Below are 22,444 nucleotides of genomic sequence, written 5' to 3'. Positions count from 1 at the left end.
TCGTAACTTGTAATTTTACCCCCTATACGCTTGTGGGGTTTTTCCTGTCCATCGCTTGAAGGCGCGGTGGAATGCACTTGGTTCAGAAAAGCCGAGCAAAAAAGCCACATCATGTATTGAGGCATCTGTTTTTTTAAGGTGTCGTAGCGCTAATTCTTTGCGTGTCGCATCCAAGAGTTGTTGGTATGAAGTACCTTCTGTTTGCAATTCTCTCTGCAAATTACGAACGCTGATAGCTAGATTGTGGGCAATGATCTTGAGTGTAGGAACTTCTCCTTTTAACTGTTGAGAAATTGTCTGAACAACAAGGTTGCTATAAGTATTTTCTTGACTTAACTCATGTAACATAGCTTTTGCATATTGTTCAAAGATAGACAAGAGACTGGGGTTAGCTGATAAAACTGGCCAATGTAAACAATTGGCATCCAAAATCATTCGATTTGTCGGTGCAAAAAAACGTATGCTTGAGCGAAAGATCCGCTCATGTTCAGAAATATCATTTGGACGTGGGTGTTGAAACCAAACTGTTTGAGGATAGAGTTGCTTACCTGTGAGCATTTTTGTTACTGTCATCAAGGCAGCAAAGGTACTCTCAATGGGATGCCGAGGTTCTTCTAATAAGTAGTTTTTTAAGTAGTCTACGATTTCACAATCACACAATACCTGCCCTTCAAATACTGTGAAATTAATATAAACACCTTGGCTGAATAAACGGGTGTAACGAGAGAGTTTTTCTAAAACTTGATCGAATGTATTACAATTCAACAGCACATAGCCGACAATGCCGATCGCAGCGGCATTAAAAGCTTCCCCCAAGTGCAAGCCAAAGTTTTCGTCACCTGTCAATTTAACTACTTCACGCCACAAGGCTCTCAAGGGCGCTCCGGTAATCTGCTGATCGGGCATTTCTATCAGCGCTAGTTCAATTCCCGCAGCAGTACACAACTTCTTAGCATCAATGCCAGATGTTGCTGCATATTGAACAATGTCTCGAACAATGGATACTGAGAAAGTTGCCTCTTTCATAAAGCATTCAGGCGTAGTTTTCTAACATTGGCGTGTTCGGTCAATTCCTTGGCGCAAGATGTCAATTCCAGATTCCGCAGACAGCATACCTTGAGAGTATCAACAACGCGAAAGGAATTTTTGAAAATGATATCTGCCAAACTACACACTCACTCTGCTGACGCAACTTTCACCACAGACTCAAATAGGGAGCAAATTCAGAATCCGGAAAAAGGTAGACAAGGAAGGAATGCCTACAAATATTTTGCAATTTGCCTTGCTGATTAAGAAAGCAGATACTATCATCGTTGGCCCACCAGTATTTTTGCAAAAGCTGATGATCGGAGCTTTAGCTGGAATTGCCCGATTTTTGAGGGTGGATCAGTCATTAGTTAAATACAAATAAATAGAGGTTGGGGACTGAGGACTCATTCATTCACCTCATCTCCCCCATTCTCCATCCCCCTTTTTGCTAATTCGAGGCAAAATTTATAACCCGTTTGCAAGTGGTGAGAACAACAGGTGTTTTATTTATTTTATATTTGCTTGGCGATCGCTTGCAGCGATTACCTTAAAAGAGAACTGATGACTTTTATCAGCTAACCGTGGTTTAACACCTGTGAAAAATTTTGATTACAATGCAGATGTCCACTAGGCGGCGTGCTGTCTACACACGTAAATCAAGAAGATACTTCATGAGTAATCAACTACAAGACTACAATCCCAGCGGCGTAGGTGAAATAAATGGCAACCTCTTAGGTTTACCTTGCGATTACGAGTCTGCAAACCTGATTGTCTTTGGTGTGCCGTGGGAAGTTACTGTTTCCTATGGTGCTGGTACTGCTAATGGCCCACAGCGAATTCTCGATGCTTCGACTCAACTAGATTTGTTTGATTTTGATAACCCTGATGGTTGGAAGCAGGGAATTTTCATGGTGGAAATTCCCCAAGATATTTTAGAGAAAAACACATACTACCGCACTTTGGCAGCACAGATTATCGAGCGATTAGCCCAAGGGAAACAACTCTCAGATACACCAGATTTAACACCTGTCTTGACGGAAATTAATCAGGCTGGTCAACAAGTTAATAAATGGCTGTTTGAAAATTGTCAGCAAGCAATTAATGATGGTAAGCGAGTCGCCGTTCTTGGTGGAGACCACAGTTCGCCTTTAGGTTATTTCCAAGCATTAGCAGCTAACTACGCAAACTATGGCATTTTACACATTGATGCCCACGCGGATTTACGCGATGCTTATGAGGGATTTGAGTTTTCTCATGCGTCTATTATGTTTAATGCGATGAAAATACCGCAAATTTCTAAGCTAGTGCAAGTGGGTTTACGTGATATTAGTCATGATGAAGTACAAATGATTGACCAATCTGATAGTCGTATTATTGCTTATTACGACCCAGCTATTAAGCAAAAGCTTTACTCTGGAACAACTTGGATTGATTTATGCCGAGAAATTATTAGTTCTCTGCCTGAGTATGTTTACATTAGCTTTGATGTAGATGGTCTAGATCCAAAACTCTGTTCGAGTACAGGTACTCCTGTTCCAGGTGGGTTGGAATTAGAGCAAACTTTTTGTCTGTTCCGGGAATTGGTCAATAGTGGAAGAAAAATTATTGGCTTTGATATCTGCGAAGTTGGTGATGCTGAGTGGGATGGTAATGTTGGAGCGCGAATAGTTTACAAGCTGGCAAATTTGATGGATTTATCTCAGCAGAAGATATAAACAATAAAATTTTGGCAGGTTAGTAATCATACTGAACTTAAGATAATGACAACAGCAACTTGTCTATCTCTAACTCTCGAATAATTCCTCAAACTGCCAAAAACCAAGTTTACATATTGCACTAGGAAACCAGCTTGCAGCTAATGATCTATGAATTATCCAAGAAGTGCCTTGGTCAAGGGCTACTTATGTTGTGTTACTACGATTTGTTAAAAGTTAAGTATTATAATCAAGCTTGCTTTCAGCAAAATTACTGTTATAAAGTAGTTATGCAATATTAAATCATAAAGTAATATAAAAATTTTGGCAGAACTTTTTGGATGAGCGTATAGTTTCAAACATCATCAATCGTTTTCATGATGTTTATACTTACCTATAGGTAAACGAAACAGGTGCAATATGAAACTACAAGATTTTTTGGGAAAAGAGGAAAAATGGGCATTCGATGCGATCGCTGAGGATATAGACTTAGCTCGTCAGATTCAGATATTGTTAATCGGCTTAGGTTTGCTAGAACCTCCAGCCGATGGTAAGTTTGGGCCTGTTACTGTGATAGCTCTGAAAAAATTTCAAGAATTAACAAAGACTGAAGAGAATGGCTTTTTAGGAGCAGTTACAGCCAAGAAACTAATTGAAACCAAAATAGATGATCTTCCTAAACCTCCCTTAAAACTTGGTAATGACATTGCCAGTAAGATTGTGAAATACATGCTATCCAAAGATTATCAGGTATTCACCAATCCAAAAGAATACAACATTGTTTATGTAGAGGGTGTAAATGCAGACTGGAATCTCAACAATGATACACCCAATGAATTTAATGATCGGCGGATTGTTATTGAAGTAGTAAATGGTGTTCCCAAAATCTTGGATCACTGGGAAGCAACTACAGAACCAGGGAAGCACTACACTTATAATCCGATGAATCCCAAAGGAGCAGCTAGAATTCAGTTTGGGCAATACAAAGCTTGGGCTGTTGGTACCCACGGTACAGCAGAGCCTCATGAAGCATTAGTGCAAGTTGGAGATATAACTGTTTGTAGAGATTTCAACAAAGATTTTAAACGGACTGGCGACAAACTGGATACAGGTAATAATTTTTATGTGAATCAACACTACGGCTTTGACTTTCCCCGAAATGATATTCGCCTTGCTAGTGCGGGTTGTTTAGTGGGACGGACTCGCCAGGGACATAAAGAGTTTATGGCGATTATTAAACAAGACCGCCGTTATGTAGCTAATCGCAAATATACTTTTTACACTAGCGTGATTCCTGGAGATGATTTACTGAAAACGTTTCCAAAATGAGGTAATGATTAATTGCTAGCGCTTGTTATGATGCAAGGTTTAGTAAGGTAGCACATCTGTGCTACCTTACTTTGTCTAACTTTGTTGTGGTTGCCCTATCTGTCCTGTTAACTTCTCTTTATCTTGCCTGCGTTTTTTGGCGTAAAGTTGAATAGTTACTGCCATCAAAATAATCATGCCGAAAATAGCCCAGGCAGCGATATCTGTAGGTAGATTATTTTTAAACACAGCCAGCAATACGATCGCTACTAACATAACTGTGGGTGCTTCATTTAAAGCACGTAATTGCTGACTATTCCAGCCACATTCATCTACTGCTAATTTCTTCATTAGCCGAGCGCAGTAATGATGATAGCCAATTAAAATAGCAACAAACAGCAGTTTGATATGTAACCAGCCTTCTTTTAGAACATCCGGTTCAGTGGTTACTAAACCGATGGCCATTGCGATCGTCACAAACATTCCTGGGTTAGTGATGATATAATAAAGCCGCTTTTCCATAATTTGATACTGATTTTTCAGTATCGTTCGCGCTGGTTCAGGCTCTTGTTCAGCTTCAACGTGATAGATAAAAAGACGTACTAGGTAGAACAAACCAGCAAACCAAACTACAAATCCGACAATATGAAAGGCTTTAAACCATGAATAAGCCATGAATTATAATCTCCTTTACTTGTGGTTGTGACGCATTTTTAGTGGTAATAAAAAGTTCACAAATGTAGGCGGGAATAACATTTATCAATCTAGCAAAAATTCAGAATTCATTTTCTAACACAGATAAATATTTATAATTTATCTATGTTATTTGTGGGTTCATTTTTATAATATCGATTTTTGCTAGAAGTATATTGTCAATGAGCATCTTTACGACGCACAAAGGGTAAAAGGTCTTCTAAAATCGCCTCGTGGTAGTGTTCTTGAGGATAATGCCCGACGTTATTAAGTTTTATTAATTCGCTATTTGGTGCGGAATTAGCAAAGGTTTCGGCAATGTCTACAGGTAGCCAAGGGTCAATCATACCCCATTGAATCAGAATTGGTTGTTGCCATTCTTTAAAGCCAGATTGTATTTCTGTCATGGCTGAATCAAGCTGTAAATTGCGAATACTTGACAAGAGACTCCGACCAGATGAAGAACTTTTCAAGAATGGTTTTCGATAAATATCTAAATCTTTATCATCTATGCGATAACGGCTTCCACTTTCTAGCGTTCGGTCAACTAATAGGGGATCTTGGGTCATGACTTCACCTGCCAAAGGTAAACCCATTTGTTTAATTTTCCAGGGTAATTTGGCAGCAGTTGAAATTGGGGTATTTAAAATAACTAAATTGGCAATTTGTTCTGGATGACGCAAGGCATATTGTAACCCTACAGAACCTAAAAAGCCTTGTACAACTAAAGAAAAATGTTCAAGTTCTAGCGCTTTAATAAATCCTTCTAAAGCTGTAATAAAAGCATCGGGAGTGTAAGCAAAATCTCGTTTTTCTGGTTTTGCAGAAAAGCCGTAACCAATCCAATCTGGAGCGATCGCTCTTGTACCTTGATTCGCCAAAGCAGGTATAATATGACGCCAACTATAACTTTGTGAAACTAAGCCGTGTAGCAACAACACAGGCGCTAAGTCACTTCTGCCGATTGGTAAACATTCCCGATAAAACCATTCCAGTGAATCTACATTGATTTTATGTTCTGTTATTGACACGCTATATTCCTATGATTTGTCATTTGTCATTTGTCATTTGTCAGGAATTATTATTTTCTTCTGCTCCCCCTGCTCCCCCTGTTCCCTCATCCCCCCATTCCCTGAGAAGTAATCATCTCACGAATCGCATAAGCTGTGGCGGGTGCTAGTAAAACGCCGTTGCGATAGTGTCCGGTAGCCAAGAGGACGTTACTAAACCCTGGTAACTTGCCAATAACTGGGGCTGGTCGTCCTTCCGGGCGGGGACGTAACCCCGACCAAGTGCAGAGAATAGTTGCTGTGGCTAATTCTGGGCAAAATGCGATCGCTTGTTCTCTAACAGATTCCAGCAGTTCTTGATTTGGCGGAATCTCATTACCATTAATGGGAAATTCCACTGTTGCACCTACCCAATAATCTCCACTGCCCACAGGAACAATATGGACATCGTTACCCGTTATCGCTGGCTGGAAGTCAGGATTGCCTAATCGATGCCCCACACGCATCTGCAACGCTTGCCCAAGCACAGGGCGGATATCAACCATCTGATTTAATTTTGCCGTCAGTGGTGTTGAACCTAGCCCTGCTGCAATTACAAACCAATCAGCAGCTATTTTTCCTTCTGTAGTCTCAAGTTGATGGCAAAATTGGGAAGAAGATTCAGGTGTTGAGGTTGGGGCATCCAAAACAGTCACGCCAAATTTGAAATTTACCCCATTTTGCTGGGCAGCCTCAACTAAAGCTAACGTCAGGGCTGTTGGATCGATCTGGCGATCTTGCGGAGAATAGACAGCGCCAGTAATTTTTTCGTGATTAATTTGAGGACAGATATTTTGGAGTTTAGCCGTGTCCCATATTTCTAAATGCCAGCCTTGAGAGTGGCGAATTTCTATTAGTTTTTCCCATGCTGAAATCCCCTCTAGAGAAGGGGAGGAATCAGACAAAAGCATGAGAATTCCCTGACGATTAAAAGGAATTTTGCGACCTGTTAAAGCTTCTAGTTCAGGAATCAAGGTTTCATAGCGTTGGATGCTAGTTTGTCGCATCTGCCAAGCCTTGCCTTTGATTTTTTGGCTGATTGCGCCCATCAAAACGCCAAGTGCAGCGCCTGTGGAATCTTGTGCTGGTGCTTGCCGATCGCAAACTGTAATTTTCAGCCCTTTTACTAGACTAAGTTGGTATGCGATCGCAGCCCCAACTACACCACAACCAATAATAACTACATGACTCATTGCTATTTTGAAGCGAAGATGGGGCAATACGGTTCGGATAAGCAGGGGAGGCAGAGGAGGCAGGGGGAGCAAGTGAACTCCTCTTTATCTCCCTCTGCCCATATACCTTGCGCTTAACTTGCTTCTGGTTGACTGCTGGTCTTAGGAAGCAGTTCGAGGAATTTGTCAATATCTGCGAAAGCAGCTTGGGCTTTACTCAAGGCAACTTGAGGATTGCTAGCACTAGTAGCTTTGTCAAGTTTAACCAGGTCGTTAAACAAATCTCGCGTTATTTGACGTGCTGTGGATTGGTCTTTGGGTAGAAGGTTGGGAGTGACATAAGTCAGGTTTAGCCTTGCTTCTGTTATCGGGCCATGTATAAAGTTACGTACATTGATCCAATCACCTCTTTGGATCAAAGTTTTCAACTCTTGTGAGCGATCGCGCACAGCCTGAATTTCAGGAAGGTATGCCTGAATTTTTTCAAGTTGTACTGCTGTGTAAGTCGGAGGTGCTACCGCGACATTAGGGCCACCACAACTAATGAGGAATGTGGCCAATAATACTAGAAAAAACGAAAAAATCGAGCGTTGACGGGCCATACATTGAACTTAATTGCTTTGTGTTTACCGATTAACAGTGTCATTTTAGATCGCTAGCGCAATTTATCATCCTTGTCAGCCAAGGATTTTGCAGAAAATCTTGATATTTTTTCCAAAGAGCAGAATTTCATCTGCTTTTGAGGAATTTTTAAGTACAATTACTTAATAGGTGTTAACCAGTCTCAACAAGAAGCGATTTTTGGCATTTGTTTAGTAACAATGATTGTTAGGGAAATATAATCTGGTGTTGCTAAATTTCAAAGGTCTTGATAAGCTGAAACACCAATAGGATAAGCCTTCTGGCGGTTGTTCTGTCTTCACATCCCCAAGATGCCGACGCAATATAGGAGTGTTTTTTAGTGAATGCAGCTGAACAGGCAACGAACCTTGAACTCGCCAGCAACATTGCTACGGTGGTTAATTTGTTCAAATTCGAGTTTCCTGATGCCAAATCTGATCTTAAGCCCTGGAAGAATGACCCGGAAACCAGGGAGTTAGTCGATCCAGACTCTATAGATATTGGCTTTCACTTTCCTGGTATCAGCAAATCTTGGCGTAGTCGTAGTATCTTAATTCAAATCCGATTTTATCAAGATCCCATCAGTAATTCACGCCGTGCGATCGGCGTGGAGATAGCTGGATTTGATCATCGCGGCGAAGCATGGCGACTTTCTACGGTGGAAAATTGGAGTATTGTCGGCGCATCTTCACCTTCTAGTGAAATTGAGGAGAAGTTGAAACAGATTTGCCGACAGATTTTAGAAGTTTTTAATAAATCAAATGATTAAAAGAACACAGGGTAAAGGCAAACCTCTATCTGTGCTACTCTACCAACAATACGCCGCTTCCCAATAATGGCAATAGTCGGCATAAATTTTTTACAGATTCTTGATAAATATAATATTGCTGTCTAACTTTCAGGGTAACTTTAATGGGACAAACCATTACTCAGGTTGATGCTTTTACCAATACACCTTTTGCAGGTAATCCTGCTGCTGTTTGTGTTTTGCCTGCTCACCAAGACGATGGCTGGATGCAGAATGTAGCTCAAGAGATGAATTTATCTGAAACGGCTTTTCTCGTTAGACAGGATGATGGCTTCAATCTGCGTTGGTTTACGCCGATGCTAGAAGTGCCGCTTTGTGGTCATGCAACTTTAGCTAGCGCTCATGTACTCTGGTCAGAGGGACATCTGTCAGCGAATGAAGTGGCGCGTTTTTATACCAAAACTGGAGTGTTGATTGCTAAATTGCAAGGTAAGTGGATTGAATTAGATTTTCCTGTGAATCACTCCCAAGCCGCGATCGCTCCTCCAGAACTTAGCCAAGTTTTGGGTGTACCATACAAATCTGTATTGCAGAATTCGTTAGGCTATTTAGTGGAATTAGAATCTGAAGAATTGCTACGGCAAGTACAGCCTAATTTCCAACTCCTAAAAACGTTGTCTATTAGTGGTTTAATCGTCACCAGCACCGCCAATTCTGATTCCGAATATGATTTCGTCTCACGTTTCTTTGCACCAGGATTAGGTGTTAATGAAGACCCAGTGACTGGGGCGGCTCATTGTTGTCTTGCTCCATTCTGGCGCGATCGCTTGCACAAAGATGAGTTATTGGCTTATCAAGCATCAAGTCGCGGTGGGGTGGTGAAAGTAGATTATGATGGGGGCGATCGCGTCCTTCTTGGCGGACAAGCAGTAACTGTGATGCGAGGTGAGTTAATTACCCCATTAAGCTAAGATTAAAAATCAATCGCATCCGGCAAAAACTCAACATCAAAAACTTGAGCAATGGAATAAGGACACTCCACTGGAAACGTATCTATTGGTAGTTGAGTTTCATTACTAGCAGCTTTTAATCCCCGATGATAGCACTGGGCTAAAACTTCTTCTGGATAGGAATTGAGGCTGGGACTCTCTTGCAGCAAATCTAGAATTTTGTTGCGTTGCTCATCAATGGTATTTTGCCAAGAGCCACTCCGCAAACCAGACTGATATTGCCACTTGAGTAAATGGTGTAATAATACTTCCAAACGGCTTTTCAACTCCCGCCGATCTGAGCGTCCCAAGCTTTCAATCTCCTCAATTACAGCATCCCAATCTACTTGTCCAAATTGTCCAGCACGAATGAGTTGCACAGTTTTTTCTGTCCATGCAAAAAAATCTGTTTCATATAACTGGGCTGCGCTTTTGGGAATCGGGGTCATAAACTTCCTGCAATCTACCGGAGGGAGACAAGCAAAATTTGAGATATTTTACACGTATTTTAACGTCAGAGGTGAGGGAAGGCGATTAAGATTATTCCTCTATTAGGAAATTGTTAGGCAATGCAAATACTAAACCGCAAAAGTCTACTTTTGTGAAGAAGCGGGTGTCACAATATTCAAAGAAGCCTAATATTTTAATTTTAAAAATGTCTGCTAAACACAAAGATAGTAGAATCCTCATGCAATCTCGTGACTGGCCAATCGAGCAATTACCTGGACTTAGCCACGAAGAACAATCCCAACTGCACAATTGTGGCATTACTAGTACAGTAACACTAGTCAAACAAGGAAAGACTTTAGAGCAAAGACTAGCGTTAGCAAATAAACTACAGATTCATCTTCAGTATGTAAATAAATGGATGACCTTAGCTGACTTGGCGCGTATTCCTAGCGTCGGGATACAATATTGTGGTTTATTGCTGCATGCGGGTATTGGTTCTGTCGCACAGTTAGCTGAAACTCCTACTCACAGATTACACCGACAAATTATGCGATTACAGGTAGCAACAATGCAACGGCGTGATTTGTGTCCAGCAATTGAGCTAGTACAACAGTGGAGTCAGCAAGCGAAAACAATTATTATTTAGGAGTTTGGAGTTTGGAGTTAAAATTCATAACTCATAACTCATCACTCCTCACTCTTTAACCAAGACACCATTAAGGAAGATATCAGCAAGTCCTTCTGCCATTTCCTGCATTTGTTGGGGAGAAGCATCAGGCTCAATAATGGTGTTGTTGGAAAAACCTGCGATCGCAAACATCCCTAAAAAAACTTTAGCAACCAGCTTGGCATCAGTTTGGCGATAAATGCCTTTATCCATTGCTGTTTGAAAAAATGCTTCGCCCACATCTGTCATTTTGGTAATGACTTCTAACTGGATGCGATCGCGTAAATCGGGGTGAAACTGCACCTCCATAAAACAAACGCGCATTAAATGGGCATTTTTTTGGAAATTCCACATCCGGCGGCGCATCACCTGAGCTACGGCTTTATAGCTGCCCATTTCACTTAATTCTGTCAGCAAATCTGTGAGAATCTCTACCCAGCCATTCGTAGCTACTTCCACCAAAATCGCTTTTTTATTCGGAAAATGACGGAAGAGAGTGCCTTCAGCTACACCTGCGGCTTGTGCCAAATCGCGGGTGGTAGTGCCGTCAAATCCCTGAGAGGCAAACAACCGTTGTGCTGCTTGTAAAATCCGGGTGCGTGTCTGAGCCTCTGAAGGCGGGGAAGAATTAAAAACTCGCATAATAGTTATGGTTAAATATCCAGAACAGCACTTGTAGCATTATTGTCTAACGTTCAGTACAAAAAGTCACTGAGAACTTAATACAAGATTAACGTTCTTTTGCTGAGTATCCTGTTTTTTAGGTAATGTAACTTTATCTTAATTCTCGCTTATGAACCATATCAGTCGGTCAATTTGGAATTTGAGATTGAGGATTTCGACTTTGCTCAGTCGAACGATTTTGGATTGGTCAGATCAAACATCTGTCACATTACGGCGGTTGTTTGTCACTTTGTTGACTTCGCTCATTCTTTACTGGGGATTGCTGCCAGAAGTCGCTCTGGCTCAAACTCAGACAGCACCTCCTCAAGAAGCGAAAACTCAAACCCCGTCAGTTCAAAGTTCGATTCAACCTTACCTGGATCGAGTAATCAAGCAGTTAACGGAGTTTCGCCTCGAAAATGGTTTAAAATTTATTGTCTTGGAACGACATCAAGCACCTGTCGTTTCTTTCCTTACTTATGCGGATGTCGGTGGAGTAGATGAGCCAGATGGCAAAACTGGTGTAGCTCACTTTCTGGAACATTTGGCGTTTAAAGGCACAACGCGCATTGGTACAGAAGACTACAAGGCAGAAAAACCTTTATTAGAAACCTTAGAACGGTTAGATGCCCAAATTCAAGCAGCAAAAGCCGATGGCAAAAAAGATGAGGTTGCTCGGTTAGAAGCTGAGTTTAAGCGAGTGGAATCGCAAGCAGCCAAGCTAGTCAAACAAAACGAATTAGGGCAAATTGTCGAACAAGCAGGAGGTGTGGGTTTAAATGCCAATACTTCAACTGAAGCCACCCGTTATTTGTACAGCTTTCCTGCCAATAAGCTGGAACTTTGGATGTCGCTGGAGTCGGAACGGTTTCTCGATCCTGTAATTCGTCGTGAGTTTTATAAAGAAAGAGATGTAATTTTAGAGGAGCGGCGGATGCGGGTGGAAAATTCACCCATTGGAATAATGGTGGAAAAATTTATCGATACTGCTTACAAAGTCCATCCCTACAGGCGTCCAGTAATTGGTTATGACCAAGATATCCGCAATCTGACACCAGAAGATGTCCAAAAGTTTTTTGATACTCATTACGTACCAAGTAATTTAACGATCGCTATTGTCGGAGATGTTAACCCGGCTGAGGTGAAAAAGCTGGCGCAAACTTATTTTGGCCGTTATCAAGCAAAAACCAAAGCTGTTGAACAAATCGCGGTGGAACCGCCACAGAAACAAACACGGGAAGTTACTTTACAGCTACCTTCTCAACCCTGGTATTTAGAAGGTTATCATCGTCCGGCAATTACTCATCCAGATAATGCAGTCTATGAAATCATTGGTAGTTTATTAAGTGATGGACGCACATCTCGGCTGTATAAGTCTTTGGTAGAGAAGCAGCGTTTGGCGCTAAGTGCCCAAGGTTTCAGCGGTTTTCCGGGAGATAAGTACCCAAACCTGATGTTATTCTATGCTCTCACGGCTCCTGGCCATACAGTTGATGAATTGGGGGTGGCTTTGCGCCAAGAAATTGACAAATTAAAAACTGAGCCTGTAGCGGCGGTTGATTTGGAACGGGTGAAAACTCAAGCAAGGGCGGGTTTGTTACGTACTCTCGATTCCAATATGGGGATGGCTCAACAATTGTTGGAATATGAAGTGAAAACTGGCTCTTGGCGGAATTTGTTTAAGCAGTTGGATGATATTTCGGCGGTGACAACGGCTGATATTCAGCGAGTGGCAAAGCAGACGTTTACGGCTGAGAATCGCACAATTGGTAAGTTGTTGTCGAAAGAAGGATGAAAAACGAACCGCAAAGGACGCAAAGGAAGAAAGATATGCAGAGGTATCAGGTGAAAGGTAAAACGCAGATAGCGTTGAAAATTCAAAAGAGGAAGGGTCTGATTTATGCTTTGGTTGCTGTTTTTGCGTGTTTACTTTTAACTTGTAATTTTTCTTTAGCGGCGACGGCTGAGGCAAAGCATTACACGGAATTACAGCTACCACCGCTACCTGAAATCAAGTTACCCAAGTATGAGCGGTTTGTGCTGCAAAACGGCTTAGTTGTTTATTTAATGGAAGATCACGAGTTACCGTTGGTGAATGGTACGGCCTTTGTGCGGACAGGAAATCGCTTGGAACCGTTGGAGAAAGTTGGGTTGGCTGGTTTTACAGGCACGGTGATGCGAACTGGAGGAACTAAGCAGCATTCCCCTGATGAACTCAACGAGATATTGGAACAACGCGCGGCATCTGTGGAAGTTAGTATTGCTGAAACTTTTGGTAGTGCTAGCTTTGACGCGCTCAGTGAAGATTTAGAAACAGTGTTTGGGCTATTTGCTGAGGTGCTGCGATCGCCAGTATTTGCTCAAGAAAAGCTAGACTTGGCTAAGACACAAGCTAAGGGTGGCATTGCCCGTCGCAATGATGATCCAGATAGTATTGCTAGTCGAGAATTTAAGAAGTTGATCTATGGGAAAGATAGTCCATACTCTCGCACGATAGAGTATGCGACGGTGGATCAGGTTGAACGTGAGGATTTGCTCAAGTTTTATCAGCAATATTTCCACCCCAATAATATGATTTTGGGGATTGTGGGGGATTTTGATGCTAAGAAAATGCGATCGCTCATTCAAGCTAAGTTTGGCAATTGGAACCGTAACCCAGGTATTGCCAAACCCACATTACCAAAGGTTTCCGCAGCTAATACAGGTGGAGTATTTTTTGTAAATCAGCCACAACTAACCCAAAGTAGTGTACTTATCGGGCATTTAGGCGGACGCTTTGATAGTCCTGATTATCCGGCGCTGGATGTATTGAATGGGGTTTTAAGTGGATTTGGTGGACGCTTATTTAATGAAGTGCGATCGCGCCAAGGTTTAGCTTACTCTGTCTATGGCCAGTGGAGTCCTCGTTTCGATTATCCTGGGATGTTCATTGCTGGTGGACAAACACGATCTGATGCTACCGTCCAGTTTGTCAAGGCCTTACAAAGTGAAATTAAGCGCATTCAAACTCAAAAAGTGACTGCAAAAGAACTCGCTTTTGCAAAAGAATCTACACTTAACTCCTTTGTATTCAACTTTCAAGACCCCAGCCAAACCTTATCACGGTTGATGCGATACGAATATTACGGCTATCCTGCTGATTTTCTCTTTCGCTATCAAAAAGCCGTCGCCGCCACCACAGCAGCCGATGTCCAACGCGTAGCACGAGAATACCTCAAACCAGAAAAAATTGTGACTCTAGTAGTGGGGAATCAAGCCGCCATTCAACCACCATTGACGCAGCTAGCGGCAAAGGTGACACCAATAGATGTAACAATTCCTGGTTCACGACCACAGACAAAAAATTAATAGCGTACATAGGTACACACTGAATAGAATAGCACTAAGTTAAGACACAGCCCTTGCCCTAACTGGTTCCCAGCCTGGAGGCTGGGAACCGATTCTCGGAGGTTCCCCCTCCAGTGGCTTGACTAGAGGCAGCAGCCCATTCGGAATACGTTTATACAAGTCAAATCGTAAGGCTTATACCAATTCAAATAATGTTTGCGACACATCAATTATTTGTAAGGGCACAACAATGTTGTGCCCCTACCCATCTGTCGCATTCTTTTTTCAAATTGGTATTAGATTCTCGACTTCTTCGAGAAGTCAGGTATCTGGTTGTTCAAATAATTTCCTTTGCTATCGGGAAATGACTGAGGACGAATTGGAGTAATAAATAGAAACTAAATCAGGAACCTAAAACCTCTGGGAACTCCAGGGGTTTTTTTTTAACAGTGTAGGTTGTGTTGAGGAACGAAAGTTAACATATCCGCCCAATTTTTTGCAAAGAGCTAAAAAATGTAACCAAGCACAGATGATATGCGATCGCACTCATACTTCTCGGCATATACTTTAAAGAAATGTGACGTTTAATTGCGCTATGGTAAAAGTCAGCTTTACATAAGTTCAGTTATGAGCCAGTCTGAATATACTACAGCCCAAACTACTGCCCTGACTAACCACGATCGCAAACCTATTCACATACCTGGCTCTATTCAACCTCATGGCATTCTCCTGGCACTCAGTACTCAGCTAGAGATCCTACAAGTTAGCAATAATACCCAAGTGTATTTGTGCAAAGCTCCAGAAGATTTGCTCGGTCAACCTTTGAGCTATTTACTTGAACCCCAGCCAGTGGAAATTGTCAAGCAGTGCTTAGTAAAAAAGGTTGGCAGCGCTAATGCGTTTAAAGTACTAATAAATACTTTGTATGGGGAAATATACTTTGATGCTATTGCTCATCGTACAGAAGAAGCTGTGATTCTGGAGCTAGAACCAACTGACTCGGAATTTGAGGTGAGTTTCTTAAACTTTCATAGTTTTGCGAGTGAAGCGATCGCTAAAATGCAAAACACATCAAACCTGATAGAATTTTTGCATTCGGTAGCTGAAGAAGTCCAAAAAATCATCGGTTTTGATCGGGTAATGGTCTATCAATTTGACCAATCCGAAGCGGGTTCTGTTGTTGCAGAAGTTAAACGAGAAGATTTATCACCTTATCTAGGACTCCACTATCCTGCTACAGATATTCCAGCCCAGGCTAGGGAGTTATACACGCGCTGCTTTCTCCGATTTCTCCCCGATTTGACCGCCGAACCTGTCAAACTAGTTCCAACCGAAAATCCAACAACACATCAGCAGCTTGACTTAAGCTACTGTCTGCTACGGAGTTTTGATTGGTGTTGTACTCAATATCATCAAAATATGGGCGTGAAGGCTCTTTTGGTGATTTCCCTGGTTCAAGAGCAGAAGCTTTGGGGATTAATATCCTGTCATCATCAAACACCGAAGTATATTTCTTACGAAGTCCGCAAGATGTGCGAATTTTTAGGACAGATTGTGTCTTCAGAATTAGCGCACAAAATTAGTCACTCGGAATGGGATTATAAGGTAAAACTCAAATCGCTACAGTCTGAGTTTCTAGAGTCCATTTCCCAAGCAGATAATTTTATCGATGCCTTAATCAAACCTGAAATCCGGTTGCTCGATCTTGTTAGTGCTTCAGGAGCGGCGGTTTGTCTGGATAATGAAATTACCCTTGTAGGGACAACACCGAATATTCATGAAGTTCGGGCGTTAATTGAATGGGCGGATATCCAAGTTACTGATAACTTGTTTTCTACTGATTCTCTGCCCAAGCTTTACCCAGAGGCGCTCATATTTAAAGATACAGCTAGTGGCTTGTTACTACTGCGGATTTCTAAAGTCCGGCGCTATTACATCCTTTGGTTTCGCCCCGAAGTTATCCAAACAGTACACTGGGCAGGTAATCCCAATGAATCCATTCAAACCCAGGCAGATGGTAGCATCACCCTATCTCCGCGAAAATCCTTTGAACAATGGCAAGAAACAGTTAGATTGACTTCTCTACCTTGGAAAGCTTGTGAACTTGACAGTGCGATCGCTCTGAGGAATGCGATCATTGGTATTGTACTATCGAAGGCGGATGAATTAGCTAAAATCAACCTGGAATTAGAGCGCAGCAACCAAGAACTAGCATCCTTTGCCTACGCCGCTTCTCATGACCTCAAGGAACCTTTACGGGGCATTTATAACTTTTCGACAGTGCTGTTAGAAGACTATGCCCAAGTATTAGATGATGACGGAATTGAGTGCTTGCAAACAGTAGTATCCTTATCTGTACGGATGGAAACTCTGATTAATGCTCTACTGCGACTCTCGCAGTTAGGACAAGCGCAACTGCGCTTGCAAGCAACTGACCTCAACAAATTACTCAACCAAGTAATTGACGTTTTTCGTGCTAGTCGCCAAGACTCTCAGTTTGTGGATATTCGCATTCCTCGGCCTTTACCAACAGTTTTGTGTGACCGAATTCTCGTTAATGAAGTCTTCAGTAATCTGCTTGGCAATGCCTTCAAATATAACGATAAGGCAGAGCAATGGGTGGAAATTGGCTACCTTTCTCAAGAAGAGGCAGGGGGGCAGGGGAGCAAGGAGCAGGGGGCAGGGGGAGCAGGGGGAGCAGGGGGAGCAGGGGGAGAAGAACTATTGACCCATACCCAATCCCCATTACCCCTTATCCCCAGAGGGGGCCCCACCTTCCCCAATTCTCAATCTCCAATCACTTTTTACATCCGCGATAATGGTATTGGAATTCCACAGCATCACCTAGCAACCATCTTTAGATTATTTAAGCGGCTCCACTCTCAGCAAAAGTATGGTGGTGGAGCCGGTGCAGGACTAGCGATTGTTAAGAAGATTGTTGAACTTCATAACGGTAAAATTTGGGTTGAATCTACCGTCGGCGTTGGCTCAATGTTCTATTTTACGCTGGAATAGTTTAAGATAGTGGCTAAATATGTATTTTTGTTAAGTTCTTTTAATACCACGAATGATAAAAAAACTTCATGAACCTCTGCTTGTTGTTGAGGACAGCAATGAAGATTTTCGGATGCTGCAACGTCTGATGCAGCGTATGTCCGTCCAGAACCCCATACATCGCTGTACTAATGGAGATGAGGTTTTAGAGTTTCTCTCTCAACAAGGGAATGATGCCTACAGTAAAGGCGAAGACCCACCCAACTCTAAAGTAGCATTACGACCTTCTGTAATCTTGCTCGATCTGAATTTGCCAGGTATTGATGGCCGCGATATTTTAGATCGGCTCAAGCAAGACAAGAGTTTCAAAGGAATCCCCATCGTTGTTTTCACCACATCATCTAACCCCAAGGATATTGAATTGTGCTACCAAAAGGGTGCAAATGGATATTTGGTAAAGCCGATGGATGCTCAGGAATTAAAAAAGACGATTCAGGCATTTGTGGATTACTGGCTTGAGGCCAATACGCCACCCGTGTTGGATTAATTTGTTTATATTTTGTTAATCAGGCAGTAGGGATATTAGGATAATAAAAGAGACGGCTCAGAGGGCACAGCGACATTTCCGCTTTGAGTCACTGTGTCTGCTTGTCTCTGGTAGATGTGTTTTCCCCATCTTTCTGTTTTTACTACCTTATTTAACTGTTTTTATTGCTTTAGATTTACTAAATAATTTAGATTTTCTTTATACTTAATTTTATATTATTTTTAGAATTATGCAATAAAAACCCAATCTGGATAAAAGGGATCTATATGGCTCCCCGATCCTCACAACCTTATGTTGGACATACGGACGCTACTTATCATCGATGATAGTGCCGCAGATCGGAAAATTTATCGTCGATATCTTTTGAAAGATCCCCACCAGTCCTACCAGATTTTGGAGGCAGACTGTGCAGAAGAAGGACTTGCTTTGTGCCAAAAAGTACCTTGCGATGTGATTCTGCTGGATTTTTGCCTACCTGATATGAGTGGGTTAGAACTCTTCGATCAGATGCAACAGGAGATATTTAATACTTCTGTCCCGGTGATTATGTTGACAGGGCGGGGTGATGAAGAGATCGCTGTGCAAGTAATGAAACGGGGTGCTTTGGATTATTTAGTCAAGCAACATCTGACACAAGATGTACTGCAACTAGCAGTCCGTAATGCCATTAGACAATCGTCCTTGCAAGCCCAACTCATCAAAACCCAAGAGCGCCAACGCCTAATTGCCACGACTGCTTTACGAATTCGCCAGTCTCTAAACTTAGAGCAAATTTTGAATACAGCTGTAGCCGAGGTACAGCAACTTCTGAAGTGCGATCGCGTGATGGTATATCAGTTCGCCCCAAATACAGATGGTAAAATAGTTGCCTCATCAGTTGAGCCATTCTGCACTGTAGCAGTGTGCGATCGCATTGAGGCTGGGGACAATGGCACGAAAAGACAAGGAGACAGAGTACTGATAACTAGGGAAGATTTTTCCCAATCCCCAATTCCTTATATCTATGAGCTTGGCTTGTGTAATTGTGTCAGCCTAAAAGAGCAATTTAATACTAAGGCAAATCTGGTGGTTCCCATTAATCTGAGTAACAATGGAAACCCAACCCCCAAACTTTGGGGTTTATTGATTGCTCACCATAATTCTGGGGAGCGACAGTGGCAAACTGATGATGTAGAGATGCTCAATGAAGTTTCGGTGCAACTAGCGATCGCTATCCAACAGGCGGAATTGCTAGCCCAAACTCAAGCAGCTCTTGCCAAAGAAAAGCAATTAAATATATTTAAATCTCAAATCATTGCAACGGTTTCTCATGAGTATCGAACGCCGCTAACTTCCATTCTTGCTGCTGCATCAACTTTGGTAAAACATAGCCAGCAACTAGACGAATCTAAACAACAGAGGTTTTTGGGAATCATTGAACAGAAAACAAGGTATATGTCCAAACTCGTGGATAATATGCTTTTGGTTAACCAATTGGAACTAGAAAAACCCGAGTTTAAACCAATTGCATTAGATTTGCTACAATTTTTTTCTGACCTCATAGAACAAGAGCGAGAAACAGCAGGCGATCGCCACGAATTAATTTTTAAAATTACAGGAAATAACCAAGACTTTTGGGGCGATCGCGGACTTTTGCAGCAGATTTTTATTAACTTAATGTCCAACGCAATTAAGTACTCACCAGATGGAGGTACTGTAGAATTCCACCTCGTTGGCAAAGAATCAGAAGTAATCTTTTATATCAAAGATCAGGGAATTGGTATCCCGATCGCAGATCAAGAAAATTTATTTCAATCTTTCAGTCGTGGAAGTAACGTTGACACAATTCCTGGTACAGGTTTAGGGTTAGCGATCGCTAAAGCTTGTGTGGAGTTACATGGTGGCAATATTTCCTTGTCTAGTGAAGTGGGGCAAGGAACTAAAGTTACAGTTAGCTTACCGAAGATATCCCCAACTGGTCAACTATCTCCATCATCTACTTAAGGACTTGCAAAAACTAAATTATCCCCAATTATTTCACGTACCCTGCCGATTTTATGTAGCGATCGCAATAGCATCAGAATTAATAGGAACATATAGCGATCGCAATTTCATATCCCTAGCTTCAGATACTTTAGTTCTGTAGAGTGCGTCTGACTTTTCACGGTATCTGGAAAACCTCTCTCTAAATCTCTCTCCTAAAAGGCTACGGTGTAAATACAATACGGTTCGGTTAAAGGGGAAAGGAAAAAGGGGAAAGGTTTTGAATACATCCTTTACTTTACTGTTTACCCTTTACCCCTTACCCTTTCCCCAGACCACAAAGAAAGTAGAAAAATGCTTATCCGAACCGTATTGGGTGTATACACAAGTATGACCAGCATAGGTTTCAACTCTTCTAGTAGTTTCGTAAGGTGCGTTATGGACACGCTTACGTAACAAATGCATTGGCGTAGCCCGCCGCAGGCATCGCCGAAATAGCAAATGCGAACCACGAAGTAACAAATGCGAACCCTGAATTAACAAATGAGAACCCTGAAGTAACAAATGAGAACCCTGAAGTAACAAATGCGAACCTCGAAATAACAAATGCGTAGGCCTAGCCCGCCGCAGGCATCGCTCCCCGGATATTTACTAAATTAGCCAGAATTACCGATAGAATCATTAAAAAAGACCCAAAAAATACTTAAGCGATTCATCATGGCAGCAATATCTAACGTTCAGGTGACGATTTCTCTAGCTGAACTGGGTTTAGACGATGAGGAATTGCAAACAGAAGTAGAGAATTTATTACCTCAGCTAAGAGAAGTAGATGGGGTAGAAGATGCAGATTTAGTTGCAGTAGAAAACGCACCCAAGGGTACAAAGGCTTTCGGAGGTTTTTTGTTGGGGTTGTTAAATGCACAAGTTAACGCCGCTAATATTAAAACTTTGTTTAATTTTCTAGGCGATCGCTTCGGCAACAAACCAATTAAAATCGGGGTGAAAGCGCCTGATGGCAGAGAACTCAACATCGAAGCCAGCAGTCGAGAAGAATTTGAATTTGCTCTACAGAAAGCGCAAGATTTTTTAAACAATAAGTCAAACAGCTAACATGAGAAAGCTCGCACTGCTGATAGGGATTAGTGAATATAAGCCAGAATTTAACCCCCTACCAAGCGCTGTTATGATTGATAATGATAATCGAAATCGGCTGCTGCGTGGTGGTTCGTGGAGCAGCCTTCCTAGGGATTGCCGCTCGGCGTATCGCTTCTATTTCGCGCGTGACTTTCGTAACGACCGCGTGGGTTTTCGGGTTGTGTTGGTTCGTGGCAGGACTTAGTAGCCCTTTACACTATTGCCCTTTAGCACTTTGCTCTTTATTTCTTTACCCTTCTTAATGTCTCGCACTCTGCGCGATCAATTTTTTTAAAATTTTGTATGAATGAGTGATTTACCAATAAAACAAAAAACTTACGATTTAATCAAGTGGTATGTGCCAATTTTAAATCGGCTTCCTAGAGATCATAAATTTTTGCTAGAAAATCGGATTATTACAGAACTATACGATTCATTAGATATTTTGATCATATAGCAATCCTAAATCATTCGTGAAAAGTTAGATCCCCGACTTCTTAAAGAAGTCGGGGATCTGGACACTGCGAATTTTCAGAAATCAGATAGGATTGCTATAGCACGATATGCTAAACAGAAATTAACCCATTTAGAATTATTGAATAGTAAGCTAGTACCGCAAGGCGGAAGTCAAAAGTCAAAAGTCAAAATGAATACGTATAAACGTTTTGTTGATTTGGAATGGGTGGCTTATTTATGCCGTGTTGTACTAGATATTTTGCGCTATCAAACTCGCCTACTTTTAGAATTTAACTTAATTAAGATAGAGCGTTATAAATATGCTGAAAAACTTTTAAATGATATTGGCAATGATTTGGGTGGATGGATAAAACAGCAAAAAATCAAGACGAATATACCTGTCGATTAGAGAATGTCTGAAAACTGTTTTTGTATACCAGGACTTACGCAACTGGCACAATGCGATCGCCAATTACTAGTACATAAGTATTATTTGAATCTGATTCCGAATGCCTTGTATTTGTAATAAAAGCTGGTGTATTGGAAGCAAAGCATGAAATATTCATGAGAAAATAGGTAGAGGTTGTATGAGATAAATGTTGCTTACGGGAATGAGATTTACTAAGCTTAATTACTGCCAATACTTATTAAGTAGTCAAATTAATTATACGATGACCAATTTGGCAGAGCATTTGGAGACTATTAGCCATGATGCAATTAACTACTATTTAAAGAGAGAAAAGTTAACACCTCGATTACTCTGGGATAACGTGAAAGAGGTAGTTGAGCCTGATACCAATGGTTACATAATATTTGATGATAGCGTTTTAGATAAAAAGTATTCTGAAGAAATAGAAATAGTCAGGAGACAATATAGTGGTAATGAGCATGGTGTCCTCAAAGGTATTGGTGTAGTTAGTTGCGTGTATGTCAACCCTACT

Annotated in this window: 21 protein-coding genes and 2 pseudogenes; 16 read left to right on the top strand and 7 right to left on the bottom strand. The window is 41.6% G+C overall.

Translation table 11 applies throughout. From position 1 onward, the window contains the following. Window positions 1-15: 15 nt before the first annotated feature. The gene (locus H6G97_RS05465; protein ID WP_190939682.1) at window positions 16-1,026 is read right to left on the bottom strand and encodes an AraC family transcriptional regulator; all 1,011 of its coding nucleotides are present in this window, start codon (window positions 1,024-1,026) and stop codon (window positions 16-18) included. A gap of 229 nt (window positions 1,027-1,255) precedes the next feature. Between H6G97_RS05465 and H6G97_RS05460 the strand changes: the two genes are divergently transcribed. From H6G97_RS05460 to H6G97_RS05450, 3 genes are all read left to right on the top strand, one after another. Continuing rightward, window positions 1,256-1,411, top strand: a complete 156-nt coding sequence (locus tag H6G97_RS05460) for a hypothetical protein (protein ID WP_190939681.1) — start codon at window positions 1,256-1,258, stop codon at window positions 1,409-1,411. A gap of 289 nt (window positions 1,412-1,700) precedes the next feature. Beyond that, window positions 1,701-2,744 carry an agmatinase SpeB gene (speB, locus tag H6G97_RS05455; RefSeq protein WP_190939680.1) on the top strand — a complete coding sequence of 348 codons (1,044 nt, stop codon included), beginning with the start codon at window positions 1,701-1,703 and terminating at the stop codon, window positions 2,742-2,744. A gap of 399 nt (window positions 2,745-3,143) precedes the next feature. Beyond that, the gene (locus H6G97_RS05450) at window positions 3,144-4,052 is read left to right on the top strand and encodes a peptidoglycan-binding domain-containing protein (protein ID WP_190939679.1); all 909 of its coding nucleotides are present in this window, start codon (window positions 3,144-3,146) and stop codon (window positions 4,050-4,052) included. Window positions 4,053-4,127: 75 nt separating this feature from the next. On the opposite strand, the gene hemJ is transcribed toward H6G97_RS05450, so the two are convergent. The 4 genes from hemJ to psbQ all read right to left on the bottom strand — a co-directional run bounded on the left by hemJ (window position 4,128) and on the right by psbQ (window position 7,547). Further along, window positions 4,128-4,706 carry a protoporphyrinogen oxidase HemJ gene (gene hemJ, locus H6G97_RS05445; RefSeq protein WP_190939678.1) on the bottom strand — a complete coding sequence of 193 codons (579 nt, stop codon included), beginning with the start codon at window positions 4,704-4,706 and terminating at the stop codon, window positions 4,128-4,130. A gap of 197 nt (window positions 4,707-4,903) precedes the next feature. Next, entirely contained in the window at window positions 4,904-5,755 is an 852-nt protein-coding gene (locus tag H6G97_RS05440) for an alpha/beta fold hydrolase (RefSeq protein WP_190939677.1), read from the bottom strand. An 86-nt stretch (window positions 5,756-5,841) separates the two neighbouring features. Then, on the bottom strand, window positions 5,842-6,966 hold the full coding sequence (locus H6G97_RS05435; RefSeq protein ID WP_190939676.1) for an NAD(P)/FAD-dependent oxidoreductase: 1,125 nt from the start codon (window positions 6,964-6,966) through the stop codon (window positions 5,842-5,844). A 113-nt stretch (window positions 6,967-7,079) separates the two neighbouring features. Further along, window positions 7,080-7,547, bottom strand: coding sequence for a photosystem II protein PsbQ (gene psbQ, locus H6G97_RS05430; RefSeq protein WP_190939675.1), 468 nt, complete (start codon window positions 7,545-7,547; stop codon window positions 7,080-7,082). Window positions 7,548-7,906: 359 nt separating this feature from the next. On the opposite strand from psbQ, the gene H6G97_RS05425 reads away from it, so the two are divergent. Continuing rightward, window positions 7,907-8,335 (top strand): hypothetical protein, encoded by a 429-nt coding sequence (locus tag H6G97_RS05425; protein ID WP_190939674.1) that lies wholly within the window; start codon window positions 7,907-7,909, stop codon window positions 8,333-8,335. Between the two features lie 143 nt (window positions 8,336-8,478). Continuing rightward, window positions 8,479-9,285 carry a PhzF family phenazine biosynthesis protein gene (locus H6G97_RS05420; RefSeq protein ID WP_190939673.1) on the top strand — a complete coding sequence of 269 codons (807 nt, stop codon included), beginning with the start codon at window positions 8,479-8,481 and terminating at the stop codon, window positions 9,283-9,285. A gap of 2 nt (window positions 9,286-9,287) precedes the next feature. Here the strand turns inward: H6G97_RS05420 and H6G97_RS05415 are convergent, their stop codons facing one another. After that, a complete protein-coding gene (locus tag H6G97_RS05415) occupies window positions 9,288-9,752 on the bottom strand; it encodes a DUF29 domain-containing protein (protein WP_190939672.1) in 465 nt (154 codons plus the stop codon). 206 nt (window positions 9,753-9,958) lie between these two features. Between H6G97_RS05415 and H6G97_RS05410 the strand changes: the two genes are divergently transcribed. After that, window positions 9,959-10,399, top strand: a complete 441-nt coding sequence (locus tag H6G97_RS05410; RefSeq protein ID WP_190939671.1) for a DUF4332 domain-containing protein — start codon at window positions 9,959-9,961, stop codon at window positions 10,397-10,399. Between the two features lie 48 nt (window positions 10,400-10,447). Here the strand turns inward: H6G97_RS05410 and H6G97_RS05405 are convergent, their stop codons facing one another. After that, window positions 10,448-11,062, bottom strand: coding sequence for a TetR/AcrR family transcriptional regulator (locus H6G97_RS05405; RefSeq protein WP_190939670.1), 615 nt, complete (start codon window positions 11,060-11,062; stop codon window positions 10,448-10,450). 151 nt (window positions 11,063-11,213) lie between these two features. On the opposite strand from H6G97_RS05405, the gene H6G97_RS05400 reads away from it, so the two are divergent. The 10 genes and pseudogenes from H6G97_RS05400 to H6G97_RS05355 all read left to right on the top strand — a co-directional run. Beyond that, window positions 11,214-12,878: a M16 family metallopeptidase gene (locus H6G97_RS05400; RefSeq protein WP_242054811.1), complete on the top strand. Its 1,665-nt coding sequence runs from the start codon at window positions 11,214-11,216 to the stop codon at window positions 12,876-12,878. Window positions 12,879-12,913: 35 nt separating this feature from the next. Then, window positions 12,914-14,431, top strand: a complete 1,518-nt coding sequence (locus H6G97_RS05395) for a M16 family metallopeptidase (protein ID WP_190939801.1) — start codon at window positions 12,914-12,916, stop codon at window positions 14,429-14,431. 606 nt (window positions 14,432-15,037) lie between these two features. After that, entirely contained in the window at window positions 15,038-17,425 is a 2,388-nt protein-coding gene (locus H6G97_RS05390; RefSeq protein ID WP_190939669.1) for an ATP-binding protein, read from the top strand. Window positions 17,426-17,477: 52 nt separating this feature from the next. Continuing rightward, window positions 17,478-17,951, top strand: coding sequence for a response regulator (locus H6G97_RS05385; protein WP_190939668.1), 474 nt, complete (start codon window positions 17,478-17,480; stop codon window positions 17,949-17,951). Between the two features lie 291 nt (window positions 17,952-18,242). Next, a complete protein-coding gene (locus H6G97_RS05380; protein WP_190939667.1) occupies window positions 18,243-19,934 on the top strand; it encodes a hybrid sensor histidine kinase/response regulator in 1,692 nt (563 codons plus the stop codon). Between the two features lie 696 nt (window positions 19,935-20,630). Continuing rightward, on the top strand, window positions 20,631-21,023 hold the full coding sequence (locus H6G97_RS05370; RefSeq protein WP_190939665.1) for a sugar ABC transporter permease: 393 nt from the start codon (window positions 20,631-20,633) through the stop codon (window positions 21,021-21,023). Window position 21,024: 1 nt separating this feature from the next. Further along, window positions 21,025-21,252, top strand: a complete 228-nt coding sequence (locus tag H6G97_RS05365) for a formylglycine-generating enzyme family protein (RefSeq protein ID WP_190939664.1) — start codon at window positions 21,025-21,027, stop codon at window positions 21,250-21,252. Window positions 21,253-21,354: 102 nt separating this feature from the next. Beyond that, window positions 21,355-21,498, top strand: a pseudogene (locus H6G97_RS52235) (diversity-generating retroelement protein Avd); the annotation flags it as partial. A gap of 63 nt (window positions 21,499-21,561) precedes the next feature. Next, window positions 21,562-21,912 (top strand): four helix bundle protein, encoded by a 351-nt coding sequence (locus H6G97_RS52230; protein WP_242054817.1) that lies wholly within the window; start codon window positions 21,562-21,564, stop codon window positions 21,910-21,912. A gap of 202 nt (window positions 21,913-22,114) precedes the next feature. Beyond that, window positions 22,115-22,444, top strand: a pseudogene (locus H6G97_RS05355) (IS701 family transposase); the annotation flags it as partial.

The sequence above is a fragment of the Nostoc flagelliforme FACHB-838 genome, assembly GCF_014698065.1.
Taxonomy (GTDB): domain Bacteria; phylum Cyanobacteriota; class Cyanobacteriia; order Cyanobacteriales; family Nostocaceae; genus Nostoc; species Nostoc flagelliforme_B.
The sequence above is the reverse complement of the archived record's forward strand: the minus strand, read 5'-3'. Positions and strand labels throughout refer to the sequence as shown.